Raw genomic sequence first — 18,469 nt, forward strand, 5'->3', positions numbered from 1 at the left:
GGATCCGTACTCGGATCCGTACTCGGATCCGTACTCGGATCCGTACTCGGATCCGTACTCGGATCCGTACTCGGATCCGTACTCGGATCCGTACTCGGGTCCGTACTCGGATCCGTACTCGGATCCGTGCCCATGTCCGTCCTCGGGCCGGTCCTCCGGTCCCCGCTCGGGTCCGTGTTCATGTCCGTGCTCCCCCGCTTCACGTCGCCGCCACCGCCTTCGTCGGAAGGTCCGCTTCGACCCGCCATCCGGCGCCGAGGCGCGGTCCGGCGGTGAAACGACCACCGGACACCTCCACCCGCTCACGCATGCCCACCAGGCCGTTGCCGCCGCCGGCCACGCCCTCCGCTCCGGCGGGCGCGGGCGCCCCCAGCCGGCCGCCTCCGTCGTCGGACACCTCGATGTGCACGACGTCCTCCTCACAGCTCAGCGTGACGGCGACCTCCGCGCCGGGGCCGGCATGCCGCAACGCGTTGGTCAGGCACTCCTGGACGACCCGGAACACCGTCAGCTGGTCCGCGGTCGGCAACCGGTCCCGGTCGCCGTGGACCGTCAGGGTCACCAGCAGTCCGGCCGTACGGGCCCGTTCCACCAGGGTCTCCAGACCGGCCAGCGACGCCCGGCGCCGGCCGTCGCCCAGCTCGGGCCCCTCCTCCTCGCCGTCGCCCGGAGCCCGGCCCGCGCGCAGGACGCGCACGATCCGGTGCATGTCCTCCAGCGCGTCCCGGCCGGTGGCGGCGATGGTCTGCAACGCCGTACCGGCCTTGTCCGGGTCGGTCTTGAGCACGTAGCCGACCGCGTCGGCCTGGAGGATCATCACCGCCAGGCTGTGGGCCACCACGTCGTGCAGTTCCCGGGCGATCTCCGCCCGCTCCTCGGCCGCGGCGAGCCGCGCCAGATGCCGCCGCTCCCGCTCCTCCGCGGCGGCCTTCTCCTCCAGGCCGGCCGCGTACAGCCGCCGGGTCCGCAGCACCACGGCCGTCAGCCACACCGCCACGCAGATACCGAGGAACGCCACGAACGGCACGAATTCCATCGACGCCGCACCTGGCGTGAACAGGCTTTCGACTCCGCCGAACCCCAGCACCACGCCGATCACGACCACCGCGCCGGCGGTGTAGACCTGCCACATGGCGCGGGCGTGGGTGACCACCGACACCATCGCCACCAGGACGGCCATGTCGTAGCCCGTCGGCGCACCCGCCCGGGCCACGTCCGGAACGACGGCCAGCAGGTACTGGAGCAACGCCAGCGCCGACACCACACCCAGCACGGCCATCGGCCGCCGCCGCCGGAACACCAGCGTCAGCGCCATCGCCCAGCCGATCGCCTGGTCGTACCCCTCCGCGTAGTAGGAGGCCGAACAGGCCACCACCCCCGCGACGGCGACGTCGTAGGCCGTGTGCATCCACGGCCGAAGCGGAAAACCACGCACCATGGCCGCCAGGCTACGGCAGCCGGACGCCAGGGCACCGGCCCCGGGGCTTGCCCCAACTCGCTTAATCCGCAGGCCGGATGACGGCCCGGAACGGCAACGTCACCCATCGCGGCCCGGCCTGGGGAAGGTCGTCAGCTACGTCGCCGAGCAGGTAGCCGGGGCCTTCTCGTACTCGGCCGAGAGGCGGATCAGCTCATCGAGTCGATCGTGCGCCCTGGTCAGGGCGTCGATCTGGCCCCTGATACGGGCACGCTCGTCCATGAGCCGGCGTGTCATCCGCGGGGTGGCGACGAGCGTGTCCAGGAACGGAAGGATCTGCCGGATCGCCTTACTGGCCAGACCGGCCGCGTAGAGGAGCTGGATGAACTTCACCCGTTCCACGGCGGACTCGGGGTACCGCCGGTGGCCGGCGGGGCTGCGGTCGGCGATGACGAGCCCCTGCTCTTCGTAGTACCTCATCGCACGGACGCTGACTCCAGCGCGTTCGGCCACCTCTCCGATACGCATGACACCTTCCGTCACTCCGGGCTTGATCCTCACGTCGACGTGAGGTTCTAGCGTACGTCTCATGGACATCAACGGAGCCACCGCGCTCGTCACCGGAGCCAACCGCGGCATCGGCCGCCACCTCGCCGCCCAGCTCGTCGAGCGAGGCGCCAAGGTCTACGCGACCGCCCGTCGTCCCGAGTCCGTCGATCTCGACGGCGTCGAGGTCCTCGCCCTGGACATCTCCGACCCGGACGCCGTCACAGCCGCAGCCCGCACGGCGGGCGATGTGAACCTGCTGGTCAACAATGCCGGCATCGGAGGCGGCACCCTGCTCGGCGACCTTCAGGCGGTCCATGCCGCACTGAACGTCAACTTCTGGGGCACGCTGTCGATGGCCCGCGCCTTCGCACCGGTCCTCGCGGCGAACGGCGGGGGCGCGATGGTGAACATGGCTTCTTCGGCATCATGGTTCGTCTTCCCCGGCAGCAGCGCCTACGCGGTCTCGAAGGCAGCCGTCTGGAGCATGAGTCAAGCGCTGCGCCAGGAGCTGGCCGGTCAGGGCACGCTCGTCACCTCGGTGCATCTCGGGGCGGCTGACACCGACATGATGAAGGGCTACGACGTGCCCAAGACGGACCCGGCCGAGGTCGCCCGGATCACCCTCGACGGCGTCGAGGCCGGCGCCGTCGAGGTGGTGGTCGACGAGTTCACCGAAATGGTCAAGGCATCGTTGAGCCGGGACCCGCGGGAGTTCGACAAGCAGTTGCACCAGTTGCTGAACTCCTGACCGCGACGTCTCCCGGCGGCCGGTCCGGGGTGTCCCCCGTGCGAGCTACGCGCAGGTGTCCACTGAGCGGTGACGATTCGCGGGCGGCCGATCCGTAGCGTTCGGGCCAGCCGCGGCACCCGGGCCGCGGATCCTGTGAGGGAGTCATCATGAGGCTGGTCTGGCAGTTCCTGGCCGTCGCGGCGGTCGCCGCCGTCGGGGCGCAGTGCGTCGCCGCGGTGCAGGGGAACTGGTTGCTCACCCTGGTCCTCGGCCTGCTGACGGCCGTGCTCGCGGTGCTGGTCTACGGCTGGGTGGTACGGCGGACCGAACGGCGGCCGAGCACCGAGGTGGGGCGGGACGGCGCCCGGGCGGCGTTCGGACGGGGGGCGCTCATAGGCGGGGGCACCTTCGCGTGCGTCATCGGGAACATCGCCTTCCTCGGGGACTACACCGTCCACGGGGCGGGGTCGGTGACGGGCGCGACGGGGGTCGTCGGGTTCATGGCCGCCGCCGCGGTGACGGAGGAACTGCTGTTCCGGGGCGTGCTGTTCCGGATCGTCGAGGAACGCACCGGGACCTGGGTCGCGCTGGTGTCGACCGGGATGCTGTTCGGAATGATGCATCTGTTCAACAAGGACGCGACCTTGTGGGGCGCCCTCGCCATCGCGATCGAGGCCGGCGGCATGCTCGGCGCCGCGTACGCCGCCACCCGCACCCTCTGGCTGCCGATCGGCCTGCACTTCGGCTGGAACTTCGCCGAGTCCGGCGTCTTCGGCACCGAGGTCTCCGGCAACGGCGGAGCCCAGAAGGGGCTGCTGGACGCCACCACCTCGGGCTCCCAGCTCGTCACGGGCGGGCAGTTCGGGCCGGAGGCGAGCGTGTACTCGGTGCTGTTCGGGCTGCTGGTGACGGCCGCGTTCCTGTGGCTGGCCGAGCGGCGGGGGCATCTGCTGCCGCGCCGGCGCCGGGGTGTCCAGGCCGGCGCCGTCGCTACACTGCCCCGATGATCAGTCCTCGGCAGCCGCCCGGATGGTGGCACCGGCTCGACGTCACGGTCCGGGATCTGCCGCTCGGACTGCTGCTGCTGGCCGGGTCGTTCCTGCCGGTGCTGCACGACAAGGGGACGCAGGTCGGGGACCTGCCGACCCGCCCCTTCGACGCGGCGGCCATCGCGATGCTCGGCCTGGAGTGCCTGCCGCTCGCCGTGCGTCGGCGCTGGCCGGCCGTCTCCCTCGCCCTGGTCTGTCTCGGCTTCGCCGTCGACCAGTTGCGCGGCTACCACTCGCTCGCGAGCACCGCGCTGCCGATCGCCCTGATCAGCACCGGCGCCCATCTGGAACGGCACCGGCGGCCCGCCGCGCTCCTGTTCTCCGTGGCCTACGTGCCGTTGGCGGTCGCACTGCACCGGCTGGGGTCGGGGGGCGAGAAGGCGAGCGGGTTCGTGACGTTCTATCTGGCGCTGGTCCTCGCCTGGGGCGTCGGGGCGTGGCTGCGCTCCACCCGGGCCGCGGAGGCCGACCGCCGGCGGCGCGTCGCCGAGGAGACCCGGACCGCCGAGCGCACCCGGATCGCCCGCGAGCTGCACGATGTGGTGACCCATCATGTGACGGCGATGGTCGTGCAGGCGGAGGCGGCCCGGTATCTGACGGCCGCGCCGGACCGCCTCGACCAGACCCTGACCCACGTCTCCGACACCGGGCGGCGGGCCATCTCCGACCTGCGCCATCTGCTCGACCTGCTCAACCCCGACCACAGCACCGGCACTGGCACCGGCACCGGCACCGGCACCGGCACCGACAGGACACCGTCGGCCGGCCGGCTGCGCACGCTGGTGGAACAGACCCGCCGGGCCGGGCAGCCGGTGGAGTTCGCCGAGGAGGGCACGCCGGCCGAGTCGGCCGGCAGCGCCGACCTGGTGGCCTACCGGGTGGTGCAGGAGGCCCTGACCAACGCCCTCAAGTACGCCCATGGCAGCCCCACTTCGGTCCAGGTCCGGTACGGCGAGAAGGAGATCTCGGTGAAGGTCGGCACGGACGGCTCCGGCCCGGCCACGGCGTCGCCCGGCGGGAGCGGACGGGGCCTGGCCGGTCTCCGGGAACGCGTGGCGGTGCTGGGCGGCGAGTTCAGCGCGGGCCGGGAGGCGGGAAGCGGGTTCGTCGTCCGGGCCCGGATACCGGTGGGGAGCCCGGCGTGAGCGGCGTGGGCACGGCACCGATCCGGGTCCTGGTCTGCGACGACCAGGTGCTGGTGCGCACCGGGCTGGCGACGATCATCGACGCCCAGCCCGACCTGGAAGTGGCGGGCGAGTGCGGGGACGGGCAGGCCGCGGTCGACCTGGCCGGCCGGGTGCGCCCGGACGTCGTGGTGATGGACGTCCGGATGCCGGTCCTCGACGGCATCGAGGCCACCCGGCTGCTGGCCGGTGCAGGAGTGCCGCATCCGGTGAAGGTGCTCGTGGTGACCACGTTCAACCTGGACGAGTACGTCTACGAGGCGCTGCGCGCGGGCGCCAGCGGCTTCCTGCTCAAGGACGCGCCGCCGGACCGGCTGCTGCACGGTATCCGGACCGTGGCCACCGGCGCGGCCCTGCTGGACCCCGAGGTGACCCGGCAGCTCGTGGGCCGCTACGCCGCCCGGATCCGCCCCGCCGACGGCGGCGGCACCCCGCCCGGCGTCCCGCTGACCCCGCGCGAGCTGGAGGTGCTGCGGCTGATCGCGGACGGCCTCTCCAACAGCGAGATCGCCGCGGCCCTCGTGATCAGCCCGGAGACCGTCAAGACCTTCGTCTCCCGCATCCTCGCCAAGCTGGGACTGCGCGACCGCGTCCAGGCCGTCGTCTACGCCTACCGCCAGGGCCTGGTGACCTGAGGGCCGGTTCTCACTCCGACCGAACGCCGGCCGGGCGCTGGCCGGACACTGGCCGGGCCGACGATCTCGCCGCAAACGGTCCTGCCGCGCGAAAAGGCCCCCGCGGGAGCGGGGGCCTCGCTGTCTTCGCTGGTCGGGCAGGTCTGCCCGCGTAGTGCACGGTGGGGCGGGTGGGACTCGAACCCACGGCCGACGGATTATGAGTCCGCTGCTCTAACCGGCTGAGCTACCGCCCCATAACGGCGTGTCGCGTACATGTGTGCGCGCCGTCTGCCGCAGCATAGCCGCTCATACGATCTCCTGCCTCGGGTGGTCGACTTCGCCGCCCGTGGGGACCGCGCCGCGGCCTGCGCTGCTGCGCCGAACATGAAAAAGGACCCCGCAGGGGTCCTCGTTCAGCATGCTCCCCCGACTGGACTCGAACCAGTAACCTGCCGGTTAACAGCCGGCTGCTCTGCCAATTGAGCTACGGAGGACCGAGCTCCCCCGACTGGACTCGAACCAGTAACCTGCCGGTTAACAGCCGGCTGCTCTGCCAATTGAGCTACGGAGGAATGCCTCGTTGCATCGAACGTGCCGACCTGGGTATTCGCCAGGGGGCGGACGCTCGCTGCGACACATACATTAGCGCAAGCAGGGGGGTGCTCCGCCAATCGGTTCCCCACCCCGGCACCGACGCCGCACCGAAGACCACACGAGGGAAGGCTGGCCGCCATGCGCTACAAGCTCACGTTCGTCGTCGGGCTGGCTCTGGGTTACGTCCTGGGCACCAAGGCCGGACGCGAACGCTACGAGCAGCTGAAGAAGTCCGCACGCCAGATCGCGCAGAACCCGGCGGTCCGCAACACGGCGGAGTCGGCGGCGCAGCAGGGCCGCCAGTTCGCGGGCAAGGCGTACCAGGCGGTGAGCGAGAAGGTCGGCGACCGCGTCCCCGACTCCGTCGCCGAGCGGGTCCGCTCGCTGCGTGACCGCAACGCCGGCACCGCGGCGGCCGACGACTGGGGCACCAGCGCCACCTAGCGCCTGCCGGCGGATCAGGCCGGAGGAGACCGGCGGCACCTTCCGGCCCAGGTGCGGCATGATCCGCCGGACAGTCCCTGAGGCCCGGTAGGCGCGGAGACCCGCGCGGCCCGAACGGACGCTGAGACCCGCGCGCGGAGACCCGCGCGGCCCGGAGGGCGACGGGAAGCCGCGCCCACCAGCCAGGACGGGTCCGCGGCCGCCGCGCCCGGGCCGCCCTCGTGTCCCCGTGGCGCACCGCGGGTCGAGCAGCCGCGGCGGTGCGGCAGAATTCCGGCCATGGGGATAGTCGCCGGGTTGGACAGTTCACCCGCTTTCACTCGCATCGTCGTCTGTGACACGGACACGGGGGCCGTGCTGAGGCAGGGCTATGCGCCGCATCCGATCGAGGCCGTCGAGGGCGGCGGGCGGCCCGCGGACGTCGACCCGCAGGCCTGGCTGCTGTCCCTGGGAGAGGCGGCCGGCGGCGGGCTGCTGGAAGGCGTGCAGGCCATCGGCGTATCGGCGCAGCAGAACGCGGTCGTGCCGCTGGACGCGCAGGGCAACACGGTGCGCCCGGCGATGGTGGGCGGGGACAAGCGGACGCAGGTCGCGGCGGCCGACCTGATCGACGCCCTCGGCGGGCGGGAGGCGTGGGCGCACGCGGTGGGGAGCGTGCCGCAGGCCGCGCACCCGGTGACGAAGCTGCGCTGGCTCGCCAAGAGCGAACCCGACGCCGCCCTGCGCACCGCGGTCCTCATGCAGGCCCACGACTGGCTGGTGTGGCAGCTGCTGGGGCGGCCGGTCCGGCGGACCACCGACCGCGGTGGGGCCTCGGGGACCGGCTACTGGTCGGCGGCCACCGGCGGCTACCGCCCCGACCTGGTCGAGCTGGCGCTCGGGCACCAGGTCATGCTGCCCGAGGTGATCGGCCCGGCGGACGCGGCCGGCACCACCCCCGAGGGGCTGCTGATCTCCGCCGGGACCGGGGAGACCATGGCCGCCGCCTTCGGGCTCGGGATCGGGCTCGGCGACGCGGTGGTGTCGCTCGGCGCCTCCGGTTCCGTCATGGCCGTCCACCACGAGGCCCTCGTCGACGGCGCCGGGATGATCACCGCGCTGGCCGACGCGACCGGCCTGCACCTGCCGGTCGTGACCACCCTGAACGCCGTACGGGCGCTGCGCGGTACCGCCGAACTGCTCGGGCTGGCGGACCTGGAGAGTCTGTCGGAGCTGGCGATGAAGTCCACGCCCGGCTCGCACGGGCTGGTGCTGCTGCCGTATCTGGAGGGCGAGCGGACGCCGAACCTGCCGCACACCGCCGGGACGCTGGCGGGCCTCAGGCGCGAGTCGATGAAGCCGGAGCACCTCGCGCGGGCCGCGTTCGAGGGCATGCTGTGCGGGCTCGCCGACGCGCTGGACGTGCTGCGCGGCCGCGGGGTGGAGGTGCGGCGGGTGTTCCTGCTGGGGGCGGCCGCCGCGCTGCCCGCCGTGCAGGCCGTGGCGCCGTCGCTGTTCGGCGCGCAGATCGCCGTGCCGCAGCCCGCGGACTACGCGGCGATCGGCGCCGCCCGGCAGGCCGCCTGGGCGCTCGGCGTGTCACAGGGCGCCCTCGACCCGCGCACCCCGCCGGCCTGGCAGGGCGCGGCGGCGCAGATCCTCGAACCCGGGGACGATCTGGCGGTGGGGCAGGCGGTGCGGCAGCAGTTCGTGTCGGTGCGGGACCAGACCCATCCGGGCGCCTTTCGCCCGTGAGGCGGCGCAACACGCCCTGACGGCTTAATCGGTTGAGGTAACACGGGTGGAGTGTCCGACGATAGGAGCCTCGGGCACACGCCCGCTCCACCCGACGACGCCGACTCCGAGAGACGCAGCGTGCTCATACGACTTCTGCGGGCCTATTTGAGGCCCTACAAGAAACCCATCGCCCTGCTGGTGCTGCTGCAGTTCCTGCAGACGTGCGCCACGCTCTACCTGCCGACGCTGAACGCCCACATCATCGACAACGGTGTCGTCAAGGGGGACACGGGCTACATCCTCTCCTTCGGTGCCCTGATGATCGGCATCTCGCTGGCCCAGGTGGTGTGCAACATCGGCGCCGTGTACTACGGCGCCCGCACCGCCTCGGCGCTCGGCCGGGACGTCCGGGGCGCCGTGTTCGACCGCGTGCAGTCGTTCTCGGCGCGGGAGGTGGGCCACTTCGGCGCGCCCTCGCTGATCACCCGCACGACCAACGACGTGCAGCAGGTCCAGATGCTGGCCCTGATGACGTTCACGCTGATGGTGTCCGCGCCGATCATGTGCGTGGGCGGCATCGTGCTGGCGCTCGGCCTGGACGTGCCGCTGTCGGGCGTGCTGGTCGCCGTCGTGCCGGTGCTGGGGATCTGCGTCACGCTGATCGTGCGGCGGCTGCGGCCGCTGTTCCGGGCCATGCAGGTGCGCCTCGACACGGTCAACCGGGTGCTGCGCGAGCAGATCACCGGCAACCGCGTCATCCGTGCCTTCGTCCGGGACGAGTACGAGCAGCGGCGCTTCGGGAAGGCCAACGCGGACCTGACCGAGATGTCGCTGAAGACGGGCAACCTGCTCGCGCTGATGTTCCCGGTGGTCATGACGACGGTGAACCTGTCGTCGATCGCGGTGGTGTGGTTCGGCGCGCACCGCATCGACAGCGGCGGCATGCAGATCGGCGACCTGACGGCGTTCCTCGCCTATCTGATGCAGATCGTGATGTCCGTGATGATGGCCACCTTCATGTTCATGATGGTGCCGCGCGCGGAGGTGTGCGCCGAGCGCATCCAGGAGGTGCTGGACACCTCCTCCAGCGTGGTCCCGCCGACGGCGCCGGTCACCGAGCTGCGCCGGCACGGCCATCTGGAGATCCGCGGCGCGGGCTTCCGCTACCCGGGCGCGGAGGAGCCGGTGCTCAAGGCGATCGACCTGGTGGCCCGGCCCGGCGAGGTGACGGCCGTGATCGGTTCGACCGGCAGCGGCAAGTCCACGCTGCTCGGGCTGGTCCCCCGGCTGTTCGACGCCACCGAGGGCCAGGTGCTCGTCGACGGCACCGACGTGTCCGAGCTGGAGCCGAAGCTGCTGGCCAAGACCGTCGGGCTGGTGCCGCAGAAGCCGTACCTGTTCGCCGGCACCGTCGCGACCAACCTGCGCTACGGCAACCCGGACGCCACCGACGAGGAGCTGTGGCACGCGCTGGAGGTGGCGCAGGCCAAGGACTTCGTGAGCGGGCTGGAGGGCGGCCTGGACGCGCCGATCGCGCAGGGCGGCACCAACGTCTCCGGCGGTCAGCGCCAGCGGCTGGCGATCGCCCGCACGCTGGTGCAGCGCCCGGAGATCTACCTGTTCGACGACTCGTTCTCCGCGCTCGACTACGCGACCGACGCGGCCCTGCGCGCGGCGCTGGCCCAGGAGACCGCCGAGGCGACCGTGGTGATCGTCGCGCAGCGGGTGGCGACCATCCGCGACGCCGACCGGATCGTCGTCCTCGACGAGGGGCGGGTCGTCGGCACGGGCCGCCACCACGAGCTGATGTCCGGCAACGAGACCTACCGGGAGATCGTGCTCTCCCAGCTGACGGAAGCGGAGGCTGCCTGATGGCCAGCGCTATGGGGCGGATGATGGCCGGGGGCGGCCCCGATCAGCGCTCGATGGACTTCAAGGGGTCGGGCAAACGGCTCGTCGCCCAGTTCAGACCGGAACGGCTGACCATCTACGCGCTGCTGGCCTGCGTGGTCTTCAGCGTCGGCCTGAACGTGGTCGGGCCGAAGATCCTCGGCCGGGCCACCGACCTGGTCTTCGGCGGGATCATCGGACGGAAGATGCCGTCCGGGGTGTCGAAGCAGCAGGTCCTCGACTCCATGCGGGAGCGCGGCCAGGGCGACATCGCCGACATGCTGCGCGGCACCGACTTCACGCCGGGCAAGGGCATCGACTTCGGCGCGGTCGGCAGCGTGCTGCTGCTCGCGCTGTGCACGTTCCTGGCGGCCGGTCTGCTGATGGCGGTGGCGACCCGGCTGGTGAACCGGGCCGTCAACCGGACGATGTACCGGCTGCGGGAGGACGTGCAGACGAAGCTGTCGCGGCTGCCGCTGTCGTATTTCGACAAGCGGCAGCGCGGCGAGGTGCTCAGCCGGGCGACCAACGACATCGACAACATCGGCCAGACGCTGCAGCAGTCGATGGGCCAGCTCATCAACTCGCTGCTGACCATCATCGGCGTGCTGGCGATGATGTTCTACGTCTCCTGGCTGCTGGCGCTGGTGGCGCTGGTGACCGTGCCGCTGTCGTTCGTCGTCGCCACCCGGGTCGGCAAGCGCTCGCAGCCGCACTTCGTGCAGCAGTGGCGCTCCACCGGCAAGCTGAACGCGCACGTCGAGGAGATGTACACCGGGCACACGCTGGTGAAGGTGTTCGGCCGGCAGGAGGAGTCGGCGAAGCAGTTCGCCGAGCAGAACGACGCGCTGTACGAGGCCGGTTTCCGGGCGCAGTTCAACAGCGGGATCATGCAGCCGCTGATGATGTTCGTGTCGAACATCAACTACGTGCTGGTCGCGGTCGTGGGCGGGCTGCGGGTGGCGTCGGGCGCGCTGTCGATCGGTGACGTGCAGGCGTTCATCCAGTACTCGCGGCAGTTCTCGATGCCGCTGACGCAGGTCGCCTCCATGGCGAACCTGGTGCAGTCCGGCGTGGCGTCGGCCGAGCGGATCTTCGAACTCCTGGACGCGGAGGAGCAGGAGGCGGATCCGGTGCCGGCCGAGAAGCCGGCCGAGCTGCGCGGGCGGGTCGCGCTGGAGGACGTGTCCTTCCGCTACGACCCGGACAAGCCGCTCATCGAGGGCCTGTCGCTGAAGGTGGAGCCCGGGCACACGGTCGCCATCGTCGGCCCCACCGGCGCCGGCAAGACGACGCTGGTGAACCTGCTCATGCGGTTCTACGAGGTCTCCGGCGGGCGCATCACCCTCGACGGCGTCGACATAGCGCGGATGTCCCGGGACGAACTGCGGGCGCACATCGGCATGGTGCTGCAGGACACCTGGCTGTTCGGCGGCACCATCGCGGAGAACATCGCCTACGGCGCCTCCCGCGAGGTGACCCGCGGCGAGATCGAGGAGGCGGCGCGGGCGGCCCACGCCGACCGTTTCGTGCGCACCCTGCCCGACGGCTACGACACCGTGATCGACGACGAGGGCTCGGGCGTCAGCGCGGGTGAGAAGCAGCTGATCACCATCGCCCGGGCGTTCCTGTCCGACCCGACGATCCTGGTGCTGGACGAGGCCACCAGCTCCGTGGACACCCGCACCGAGGTGCTGATCCAGAAGGCGATGGCCAAACTGGCGGACGGGCGGACCTCGTTCGTGATCGCGCACCGGCTCTCCACCATCCGGGACGCGGACACGATCCTGGTGATGGAGAACGGCGCGATAGTCGAACAGGGCACCCACGCCGAGCTGTTGGCGGCCGACGGCGCCTACGCGCGGCTGTACAAGGCACAGTTCGCGCAGGCGGTCGCCGAGGTGGACTGAGGCTCGGCGGTTGTGCGGGGCCGCTCGGGCGTTCCGGGCTTCGTGCCGGGCTTCGTTCCGGGCGGCCCCGTCTCAGTCCAGGTAGCCCCGCAGCTGGTCGGCGAAGGCGTGGTCGCGGAGCTTGTTGAGGGTCTTGGACTCGATCTGCCGTATCCGCTCCCGCGTCACGCCGAAGATGCGGCCGATCTCCTCCAGGGTGCGCGGACGCCCGTCGGCCAGCCCGTAGCGCAACTGCACCACCTTGCGCTCGCGTTCGCCGAGCGTGGAGAGCACCGCTTCGAGGTGTTCGCGCAGCAGCAGGAACGCCGCCGACTCCACGGGGGAGGCGGCGTCGCCGTCCTCGATCAGGTCGCCGAGCGCCACGTCGTCCTCCTCGCCGACGGGGGCGTGCAGGGAGACCGGTTCCTGGGCCAGCCGCAGCACCTCGCCGACCCGCTCGGGCGGCAGGTCGAGGTCGGCGGCGACCTCGTCGGCGGTGGGCTCGTAGCCGCGCTCCTGGAGCATCCGCCGCTGGACGCGGACGACGCGGTTGATGAGTTCGACGACGTGGACCGGGACGCGGATGGTGCGGGCCTGGTCGGCGAGGGCGCGGGACATGGCCTGGCGGATCCACCAGGTGGCGTAGGTGGAGAACTTGTAGCCGCGGGCGTAGTCGAACTTCTCCACGGCCCTGATGAGGCCGAGGTTGCCCTCCTGCACCAGGTCGAGCATGGTCAGGCCGCGTCCGACGTACCGCTTGGCCACCGACACCACGAGCCGCAGGTTGGCCTCGATGAGGCGGCGCTTGGCCATGCGGCCCATGACGACGAGGCGGTCGAGGTCCAGGGCGAGCTCGCTGTCCAGGTCGGGCGTGTTGCTCAGCTTCTCCTCGGCGAACAGGCCCGCCTCGACGCGGCGGGCGAGTTCCACCTCCTCGGCGGCGGTGAGCAGCGGGACGCGGCCGATCTCGCGCAGGTACTGGCGGAACAGGTCCGAGGAGGGGCTGCCGGTGTCGGCGCGGACACGCGACGGCTCGGGCGCCTCGACGGCTTCGACGGGCTCGTCGGGCTCGTCGGATTCGGGGTTCTCGGCGGGTTCGGCGGGTTCGGGAGGGTCGGCGGTCTCGAGTTCTTCGGCGGGCGGGCCGTCCGGGTCCGCCGGGAGGGGGTGCACGGCACGGATCTGCGGGGGGACCGCGGCGAGCACGTCGGTCTCCGGGTCCGCTTCCGTGCCGTCCGTACTGACGTCGGTATGGGTGAGGGTCCGGGTCTGCACGGGGGCGACCTCCAGGGTGATCGCTGCTGAGGTGTGCGGCAGCGGTACGTCGGGGGCGGAGTCGGCGGCCTCGCCGCTGTCCGTCCCGTACGCGATGAGCAAAGCCGCGGGGGTCGTGGACCCGCGAGGGACGGATCGGCCGCGCTCCGAGGACTCAGGCACCGGAACCCAGTGTGGAGTAAGACACATCGCCGCGCCGAGGGGCGTGCGATGACTTTTTGCGTCCGGCCGGTGACCGCCCGGTGACCGTGCCGGGCGGACGGCTCACAGAGCGGCGGCTCCGTGCTCGCGCAGTGCCTGGTCGTACTGCTGGAGCACCCACAGCTCGTTCTGCACGGCCGCCAGGTGGGCCGGGTCCCCGCCCGCGGCCAGCCGGGCCAGCTGGGACTGGATGTCGCGGATGCGGCGCTCCACGGCGCGGCGGCGGACCGTCACCAGCACGGTGCCGGCGTACACCTCGTCGACGGTCCTGCGCATGATCGCCTCGACCGCCAGCTCCGTCACCATGGCGCGGACCGTGTCGTCGGGCGCCGCCTCACGGACCCGGACCAGGTACTCCTGCGGGTCCTGCACGCCGTACTCCGCGCCGCCCGCGTCGAGGACGGTCTGGCGCACGGCCGCGTACGGCGCCGCGGTGAACTCGTCGACGCCGTACGCGTCGAAGGCCGGGGCGACCAGGTCCGGACGCTGGAGGGCGAGTTTGAGCAGTTCCCGTTCGGTGGCGTAGACCGGGTTGCGGAGGTTGAGCGCGGGGCCGCCGCCGGTCGGGCGGGGAGCGGCCTCGTACTGCCGGGGGCCGCGCGCCTGGCCCGGGCCCGGGGCCGGGGCGCCGCCGCGCTCGCGGGCCCAACGGGCCAGCTGGGCCACCCGCTTGACCACGAACTGCGTGTCGAGGATGCCGAGCATGCCGGCCAGCTGCACGGCGACCTCGTGCTGGGCGCCGGTGTTCTTGATGCGGGCGACGATCGGGGCGGCCTCGTCGAGGGCGGCGGCGCGGCCCGCCGGGGTGTCCAGGTCGTAGCGGACGACGATCTGGCGGAGCGCGAACTCGAAGAGCGGGGTTCGGGGCTCGACCAGGTCGGCGACCGCCTCGTCGCCCTTGGCGAGGCGCAGATCGCAGGGGTCCATGCCGTCGGGGGCGACGGCGATGTACGTCTCGGCGGCGAACTTCTGGTCGTCCTCGAAGGCGCGCAGGGCCGCCTTCTGGCCGGCCGCGTCGCCGTCGAAGGTGAAGATCACGCGCGCGCTGCCGTTGTCCATCAGCAGGCGGCGCAGGATCTTGATGTGGTCGCCGCCGAAGGCGGTGCCGCAGGTCGCGATGGCGGTGGTGACGCCGGCGAGGTGGCAGGCCATGACGTCGGTGTAGCCCTCGACGACGACCGCGCGGGAGGTCTTGGCGATCTCCTTCTTCGCGAGGTCGATGCCGTACAGGACCTGGGACTTGCGGTAGATGGCAGTGTCGGGGGTGTTGAGGTACTTCGGGCCGTTGTCCGCCTCGTACAGCTTGCGGGCGCCGAAGCCGACGACGTCGCCGCCGATGTCCCGGATCGGCCACATCAGGCGGCCGCGGAAGCGGTCGATGGGGCCGCGGCGGCCCTCCTGGGAGAGGCCGGAGAGGATCAGTTCCTTGTCGGTGAAGCCCTTGCCGCGCAGGTAGCGGGTGAGGTGGTCCCAGCCCTGGGGGCTGTAGCCGACGCCGAAGTGCTGGGCGGCGGCCTGGTCGAAGCCGCGCTCGGCGAGGAACGTGCGGCCGGCGTCGGCCTCCGGGCCGGTGGCGAGCTGCTCCGCGTACCAGTCGGCGGCGATCTTGTGGGCCTCGACCAGGCGGATCCGCTCGCCGCGCTGGTGGGCGGGGTTGTACCCGCCCTCCTCGTAACGCAGGGTGATGCCGGCCTGGGCGGCGAGCCGCTCGACCGCCTCGGAGAAGGAGAGGTGGTCGACCTTCATTACGAACGTGATGGTGTCGCCGCCCTCCTGGCAGCCGAAGCAGTGGAAGAGGCCCTTGCTGGGGCTGACCTGGAAGGACGGGGACTTCTCGTCGTGGAAGGGGCACAGGCCCTTGAGGTTGCCGCCGCCGGCGTTGCGCAGCTGGAGGTACTCGGACACGACGGCGTCGATCGGGACCGCGTCCCGTACCGCCTTCACGTCCTCGTCGTTGATCCGTCCAGCCACGCCAGAAGTCTACGGCGGCGCACCGACAGCTACGGGACGAGGCTTTCCAGCGGTACGTGCGGGTCCGCCAGCGCCTCCGTGTTCACCTGTGTCCTCGCCCGGATCAGCCGCTGGACGGTGTCCGTGACGTCCCACACGTTGACGTTCATCCCGGCGAGCACCCGGCCCTCCTTGACCCAGAAGGCGATGAACTCGCGCTTGCCCGCGTCGCCGCGGATCACCACCTCGTCGTACGACCCCGGCGGCGCCCAGCCGGAGTACTCCATGCCGAGGTCGTACTGGTCGGAGAAGAAGTAGGGCACACGGTCGTACACGATGTCCCGGCCGAGCATCGCGCGGGCCGCCGCGGGGCCGCCGTTGAGCGCGTTGGCCCAGTGCTCCACGCGCAGCCGGGTGCCGAAGAGGGGATGGGGGAAGGAGGCGACGTCGCCGGCCGCGTGGATGTCGGGGTCGGAGGTGCGCAGCCGCTCGTCGACCACGATGCCGCCGCCGTGCGCCCGCTCGGCGATCTCCAGGCCCGCCGCCTCCGCGAGGGCGGTGCGCGGGGCCGCGCCGATCGCCGCGAGCACGTCGTGCGCCGGGTGCTCCTCGCCGTCGTCGGTGCGGACGGCGAGGACCATGCCGTCCTGCCCGACGATCTCCGTGAGGGTCCGCCCGAACTGGAAGCGGACGCCGTGCGCGCGGTGCAGCTCGGCGAACAGGTTGCCCAGCTCGGGGCCGAGCACGCCGTGCAGCGGGGTCTGCGCGGGCTCGACGACGGTGACCTCGGCGCCGTACTCGCGGGCCGCCGCGGCGACCTCCAGGCCGATCCAGCCGGCGCCCGCGATCACGAGGTGGCCGTTGTCCCGGCCGAGGGCCGCGAGGACCCCCTTGAGCCGCTCGGCGTGGGCCAGCCGGCGCAGGTGGTGGACGCCGGCCAGGTCGGTGCCGGGGATGTCCAGGCGGCGCGGCTCGGCGCCGGTGGCCAGCAGCAGCTTGTCGTAGCGGACCAGCGTGCCGTCGCCGAGGCGGACCGCCTTCGCGTCCCGGTCGATCGCGACGACGGTCTGGCCGAGGTGCAGTTCGACGTCGTGCCGCGCGTACCAGGCGGGCTCGTGGACGAAGACGCTGTCGCGCTCATCCTTGCCCAGCAGGTAGCCCTTGGACAGCGGAGGGCGCTCGTAGGGGTGGTCGCGCTCGTCGCAGATCAGTATCACGCGGCCGGTGAAGCCCTCGTCCCGGAGCGTCTCCGCCGCCTTCGCGCCGGCGAGCCCGCCTCCCACGATGACGAATGTCTGATCCGCGTCGACCACTTGATGCCTCCTCGTAGGGGTGCCGCCACATGCGAGCCTCCCGCACGCAGCGTGATGGGGGAAGGGGGAGTGGCCCGATCAGGCCACAGAGGGTCACTTTCGGGCGCGCCCGCATCCCATGTGACCCCGGGGTCCCTCACGGGTGCCCCGTCAGACGGGCGTGAAGCGAGCGGGCCGCGGCGTCCGTGAGCGACGCGATCTGGTCGACGATCACCCGCTTGCGGGCCCGGTCGTCCGGGGCCCGGTCGAACAGCGCCCGGAACTGGGGATCCAGCCCGTCCGGGGCGCGGGCGGTGAGCGCCTCCGCGAGCCGGCCGATCACGATCCGCTGGTCGGCCCGCAGCAACTCCTGCTCGGCCCGCTGCATCACGTACCGGTCGGCGACCGCCTTCAGCACCGCGCACTCCATCCGGGTCTCGCGCGGTACGACGAGCTCGGCGCCGTACCGGGTCAGCCGCCCGCTCCCCCACGCCGCGCGCGTGGCGCCCTCGGCGGCGAGGCAGAAACGGCCGATGAGCTGGCTGGTGGCGTCCTTCAGACGGGCCTGCGCCACCGCGGAGCCGTCGTAGCGGTGCGGCCACCACTCCTGGGCCTGGAGGCGGTCGAGGGCGGCGGACAGCTCGGCGGGGTCGGTGTCCGCGGGCACGTACCGGCCGACGGCGACCGTGAAGACCGCCTGCCGCTCGGGCCGCGCGTGCAGGCTGTCGGGGTCGATGTGCCCGGCGTGCAGGCCGTCCTCGACGTCGTGCACCGAGTAGGCGACGTCGTCGGCCCAGTCCATCACCTGCGCCTCGAAGCACGTCCGCGTGCCGGGGGTCTCCTTGCGGATCCAGTCGAACACCGGCCGGTCGTCCTCGTACACCCCGAACTTCGGGGACGCCGGGTCGGTGGGGTGCGCGCCGCGCGGCCACGGGTACTTGGTGGCGGCGTCGAGGGCGGCTCGGGTGAGGTTGAGGCCGACGGAGCCCTCGGCGGTGAAGCGCTTGGGCTCGATGCGGGTCAGCAGCCGCAGCGACTGGGCGTTGCCCTCGAAGCCGCCGCAGTCCTCGGCGAACTCGTTCAGCGCCTGTTCGCCGTTGTGGCCGAACGGCGGGTGGCCCAGGTCGTGCGAGAGGCAGGCGGCCTCGACGAGGTCCGGGTCGCAGCCCAGGGCGGCGCCCAGCTCGCGGCCGACCTGCGCGCACTCCAGGGAGTGGGTGAGGCGGGTGCGGGGGCTGGCGTCCCAGGCGAGGCTGCGGGTGCCGGGCGTGACCACCTGCGTCTTGCCGGCCAGCCGGCGCAGCGCGGCGCTGTGCAGGATGCGGGCGCGGTCGCGCTGGAAGGCGGTGCGGCCGGGGCGCTTGTCGGGTTCGGGGGCCCAGCGCTCCACGTCGGACACGTCGTATCCGGCGGGAGGTACGCGGTTCTCGGGCGGCGGGACGCGATGGTCGTGGGCCTGGGCTGCGGTGCTGCCTTCCATGCACCCGACAGTAGAGGCAGGCACCGACATTCGGGACGTCGGCGGCCGTTTCAGGCTGGGGTGAGTTCCGTTTCGTCGGCGCGTCAGGCCGGGGCGAGTTCCGGTGCCGTCGGCGTGGCGGGTGCGGTGAGTTGCGGTTCCGGCCGGGTGTCCGGGGTGGCGAGCTCCGGTTCCGGCCGGGTGCCCGGGGTG

15 protein-coding genes and 3 tRNA genes are annotated in these 18,469 nt (G+C 72.1%); 9 read left to right on the forward strand and 9 right to left on the reverse strand.

Translation table 11 applies throughout. From position 1 onward, the window contains the following. Positions 1 to 276: hypothetical protein (locus ACZ5GT_RS11240; RefSeq protein ID WP_469019049.1), on the forward strand; the 276-nt coding region annotated here is incomplete at its 5' end. Here ACZ5GT_RS11240 and ACZ5GT_RS11245 read toward each other — a convergent pair. Continuing rightward, the gene (locus ACZ5GT_RS11245; RefSeq protein WP_469019052.1) at positions 200 to 1,438 is read right to left on the reverse strand and encodes a sensor histidine kinase; all 1,239 of its coding nucleotides are present in this window, start codon (positions 1,436 to 1,438) and stop codon (positions 200 to 202) included. The genes ACZ5GT_RS11240 and ACZ5GT_RS11245 overlap by 77 nt on opposite strands. A gap of 135 nt (positions 1,439 to 1,573) precedes the next feature. Continuing rightward, on the reverse strand, positions 1,574 to 2,014 hold the full coding sequence (locus ACZ5GT_RS11250) for a MerR family transcriptional regulator (protein ID WP_469019058.1): 441 nt from the start codon (positions 2,012 to 2,014) through the stop codon (positions 1,574 to 1,576). On the opposite strand from ACZ5GT_RS11250, the gene ACZ5GT_RS11255 reads away from it, so the two are divergent. The 4 genes from ACZ5GT_RS11255 to ACZ5GT_RS11270 all read left to right on the forward strand — a co-directional run bounded on the left by ACZ5GT_RS11255 (position 2,007) and on the right by ACZ5GT_RS11270 (position 5,564). Then, a complete protein-coding gene (locus ACZ5GT_RS11255; protein WP_469019061.1) occupies positions 2,007 to 2,714 on the forward strand; it encodes an SDR family oxidoreductase in 708 nt (235 codons plus the stop codon). The two genes, ACZ5GT_RS11250 and ACZ5GT_RS11255, sit on opposite strands and share 8 nt — an antisense overlap. A 149-nt stretch (positions 2,715 to 2,863) precedes the next feature. Continuing rightward, positions 2,864 to 3,703 carry a lysostaphin resistance A-like protein gene (locus ACZ5GT_RS11260; RefSeq protein ID WP_469019064.1) on the forward strand — a complete coding sequence of 280 codons (840 nt, stop codon included), beginning with the start codon at positions 2,864 to 2,866 and terminating at the stop codon, positions 3,701 to 3,703. Beyond that, positions 3,700 to 4,890 (forward strand): sensor histidine kinase, encoded by a 1,191-nt coding sequence (locus ACZ5GT_RS11265; RefSeq protein WP_469019067.1) that lies wholly within the window; start codon positions 3,700 to 3,702, stop codon positions 4,888 to 4,890. Before ACZ5GT_RS11260 ends, ACZ5GT_RS11265 begins: the two co-directional genes overlap by 4 nt. A 5-nt stretch (positions 4,891 to 4,895) precedes the next feature. Further along, entirely contained in the window at positions 4,896 to 5,564 is a 669-nt protein-coding gene (locus ACZ5GT_RS11270; protein ID WP_469019661.1) for a response regulator, read from the forward strand. A 162-nt stretch (positions 5,565 to 5,726) separates the two neighbouring features. Here ACZ5GT_RS11270 and ACZ5GT_RS11275 read toward each other — a convergent pair. From ACZ5GT_RS11275 to ACZ5GT_RS11285, 3 genes are all read right to left on the reverse strand, one after another. Continuing rightward, positions 5,727 to 5,800: transfer RNA gene (locus ACZ5GT_RS11275), tRNA-Ile, on the reverse strand. Between the two features lie 167 nt (positions 5,801 to 5,967). Then, positions 5,968 to 6,040 (reverse strand) — tRNA-Asn (locus tag ACZ5GT_RS11280). 5 nt (positions 6,041 to 6,045) lie between these two features. Continuing rightward, a tRNA-Asn gene (locus tag ACZ5GT_RS11285) sits at positions 6,046 to 6,118 on the reverse strand. 160 nt (positions 6,119 to 6,278) lie between these two features. Here ACZ5GT_RS11285 and ACZ5GT_RS11290 point away from each other — a divergent pair. From ACZ5GT_RS11290 to ACZ5GT_RS11305, 4 genes are all read left to right on the forward strand, one after another. After that, positions 6,279 to 6,584 (forward strand): YtxH domain-containing protein, encoded by a 306-nt coding sequence (locus ACZ5GT_RS11290; protein WP_469019070.1) that lies wholly within the window; start codon positions 6,279 to 6,281, stop codon positions 6,582 to 6,584. A gap of 279 nt (positions 6,585 to 6,863) precedes the next feature. After that, complete coding sequence (locus ACZ5GT_RS11295) at positions 6,864 to 8,318, forward strand: FGGY family carbohydrate kinase (protein ID WP_469019074.1); 1,455 nt, start codon at positions 6,864 to 6,866, stop codon at positions 8,316 to 8,318. A gap of 120 nt (positions 8,319 to 8,438) precedes the next feature. Next, positions 8,439 to 10,172: an ABC transporter ATP-binding protein gene (locus ACZ5GT_RS11300; protein ID WP_469019077.1), complete on the forward strand. Its 1,734-nt coding sequence runs from the start codon at positions 8,439 to 8,441 to the stop codon at positions 10,170 to 10,172. Then, on the forward strand, positions 10,172 to 12,100 hold the full coding sequence (locus tag ACZ5GT_RS11305) for an ABC transporter ATP-binding protein (protein ID WP_469019080.1): 1,929 nt from the start codon (positions 10,172 to 10,174) through the stop codon (positions 12,098 to 12,100). The genes ACZ5GT_RS11300 and ACZ5GT_RS11305 overlap by 1 nt, the downstream gene beginning before the upstream one ends. A 72-nt stretch (positions 12,101 to 12,172) precedes the next feature. Here the strand turns inward: ACZ5GT_RS11305 and ACZ5GT_RS11310 are convergent, their stop codons facing one another. The 4 genes from ACZ5GT_RS11310 to ACZ5GT_RS11325 form a co-directional block, all read right to left on the reverse strand. Then, the gene (locus ACZ5GT_RS11310; protein ID WP_469019083.1) at positions 12,173 to 13,516 is read right to left on the reverse strand and encodes an RNA polymerase sigma factor; all 1,344 of its coding nucleotides are present in this window, start codon (positions 13,514 to 13,516) and stop codon (positions 12,173 to 12,175) included. 102 nt (positions 13,517 to 13,618) lie between these two features. Beyond that, positions 13,619 to 15,526 (reverse strand): DNA primase, encoded by a 1,908-nt coding sequence (gene dnaG / locus ACZ5GT_RS11315; RefSeq protein WP_469019086.1) that lies wholly within the window; start codon positions 15,524 to 15,526, stop codon positions 13,619 to 13,621. Between the two features lie 29 nt (positions 15,527 to 15,555). Beyond that, positions 15,556 to 16,818 (reverse strand): NAD(P)/FAD-dependent oxidoreductase, encoded by a 1,263-nt coding sequence (locus ACZ5GT_RS11320; protein ID WP_469019089.1) that lies wholly within the window; start codon positions 16,816 to 16,818, stop codon positions 15,556 to 15,558. Positions 16,819 to 16,954: 136 nt separating this feature from the next. Then, positions 16,955 to 18,277, reverse strand: a complete 1,323-nt coding sequence (locus tag ACZ5GT_RS11325) for a deoxyguanosinetriphosphate triphosphohydrolase (protein ID WP_469019093.1) — start codon at positions 18,275 to 18,277, stop codon at positions 16,955 to 16,957. Positions 18,278 to 18,469 lie beyond the last annotated feature (192 nt).

It is taken from the genome of Streptomyces sp. NPDC031340, from assembly GCF_055569945.1.

What these genes read in the sequence shown, in the direction of transcription:
- ACZ5GT_RS11325 (WP_469019093.1), bottom strand. Translation starts at nt 18,277, where the DNA reads ATGGAAGGCAGCACCGCAGCCCAGGCCCACGACCATCGCGTCCCGCCG.
- ACZ5GT_RS11290 (WP_469019070.1), top strand. Translation starts at nt 6,279, where the DNA reads ATGCGCTACAAGCTCACGTTCGTCGTCGGGCTGGCTCTGGGTTACGTC.
- ACZ5GT_RS11260 (WP_469019064.1), top strand. Translation starts at nt 2,864, where the DNA reads ATGAGGCTGGTCTGGCAGTTCCTGGCCGTCGCGGCGGTCGCCGCCGTC.
- ACZ5GT_RS11250 (WP_469019058.1), bottom strand. Translation starts at nt 2,014, where the DNA reads ATGTCCATGAGACGTACGCTAGAACCTCACGTCGACGTGAGGATCAAG.
- ACZ5GT_RS11305 (WP_469019080.1), top strand. Translation starts at nt 10,172, where the DNA reads ATGGCCAGCGCTATGGGGCGGATGATGGCCGGGGGCGGCCCCGATCAG.
- ACZ5GT_RS11295 (WP_469019074.1), top strand. Translation starts at nt 6,864, where the DNA reads ATGGGGATAGTCGCCGGGTTGGACAGTTCACCCGCTTTCACTCGCATC.
- ACZ5GT_RS11265 (WP_469019067.1), top strand. Translation starts at nt 3,700, where the DNA reads ATGATCAGTCCTCGGCAGCCGCCCGGATGGTGGCACCGGCTCGACGTC.
- ACZ5GT_RS11255 (WP_469019061.1), top strand. Translation starts at nt 2,007, where the DNA reads ATGGACATCAACGGAGCCACCGCGCTCGTCACCGGAGCCAACCGCGGC.
- ACZ5GT_RS11245 (WP_469019052.1), bottom strand. Translation starts at nt 1,438, where the DNA reads ATGGTGCGTGGTTTTCCGCTTCGGCCGTGGATGCACACGGCCTACGAC.